Origin of the sequence: Pseudorhizobium xiangyangii (assembly GCF_020531965.1) — a bacterium.
GTDB classification, from domain to species: domain Bacteria; phylum Pseudomonadota; class Alphaproteobacteria; order Rhizobiales; family Rhizobiaceae; genus Neorhizobium; species Neorhizobium xiangyangii.
Window position 1 is genome coordinate 1 of record NZ_JAJAWH010000094.1, and the last position, 1,324, is coordinate 1,324.

Annotated in this window: 1 protein-coding gene; it reads left to right on the forward strand. The window is 60.7% G+C overall.

Annotated elements, in window-relative coordinates; translation table 11 throughout:
• Nucleotides 1-142: 142 nt before the first annotated feature.
• Nucleotides 143-1,324 (forward strand): autotransporter outer membrane beta-barrel domain-containing protein (locus tag LH464_RS24765; RefSeq protein WP_226788972.1); only part of this gene is annotated, 1,182 nt, incomplete at its 3' end.

Consider the following 1,324-nt stretch of genomic DNA (forward strand, 5'->3'; position numbering starts at 1 on the left):
CACGACGATATCGACGCTGGGAGCCTTCTCCTACGGCCTCAGCAGCACGCAAGACAGCGTCATCCAGGCAGATCGACTTGTAATCTCCACACAAGGAGATAACTCGTTCGGGATCGGCGCAGGTGCGGGTGGGACAATTATCGTGACTGATTCGTCAATCACAACGACAGGCGACGGGGCCTTTGGCGTGATCGTCGCTTCGGATGGCCATGTGGATTTGAGAAATACGGCCATCGAGACCTTCGGAACGGCCGCCCATGGCTTTAATATCTGGCCCGGAGGGACGGCGAACGCTATCGGAGTGAGCGTCAATACACATGGTGACTTTGCCCATGGCATCACTGCCACGGCCGGTGCCGAGGTGACTGCGGAGAACGTGATTGTGACCACGGCGGGAGCCCAGGCTGACGGTCTCAACCTCAGCGACACCGGTGCATCCATCACCATGAGGGGCGGCAGCGTCTACAGTGCCAACGGTGTTGGCATCCACGGCGCTGCGGCCGAGGCAGGCCGCGTCCTCCTTCAAGATGGCGCTGTCATCGGCAGCGGTACCGGCATTGCCATACGGGCTGGCGCATCGGACGATCCCGCTCTTGCCGGCAGGCTCACCAGCCTGACCGTGGAGGCGACCGGAGGGGTGCAGATTTTCGGCGACGCTGTGGTTTCAACCGGAGGCCATAGCGCCACTCTTTCGCTTGCCGACAATAGCTATTGGCAGGGTGCCGGCGATGGTGTGACAAGTGTTGGCATCGATGGGACCAGCCATTGGACGATGACCGCGTCGTCGGATATCGGCGCCCTGGCAACTGACGGAACGATAGAATTCGATAGCGCCAATCCTTACAAGACACTGACGGTCGGCACGCTTGCGACGAATGGTGGGTCGTTCATTCTGAACACACAACTCAATGAAGGCGGCGCCGCAAGCCAGACCGACAGGATAGTGGTGACTGGCAATGCCTCCGGGGAGGGCATTCTCCAGATCAGGAACAATGGCGGTACGGGTGCTTACACCGGCACTGGCGCCACCGATGGTATCCAGGTCGTCCAGGTCGGCGGCGCTAGTGACGCCAACTTCGAACTGGGCTCGGCTGCGGTCGTCGGCATCTATGACTATAAACTGGTGAAGGCAGACGGACAGAACTGGTATCTGCAGACCGAGGGTCAAGATCCGGGCAATCCGATCGATCCCGAGCTTCCGGGTGGTCACGTCGTCGACACGGTGCCTGGGTACAATATCGCCTTGGCGGCTGGCCGCGAGCACGTGCTCACCTCGCTCGACACCTTCCATGAGCGCGTCGGCGAACTGCGTGCCGAAGAGATG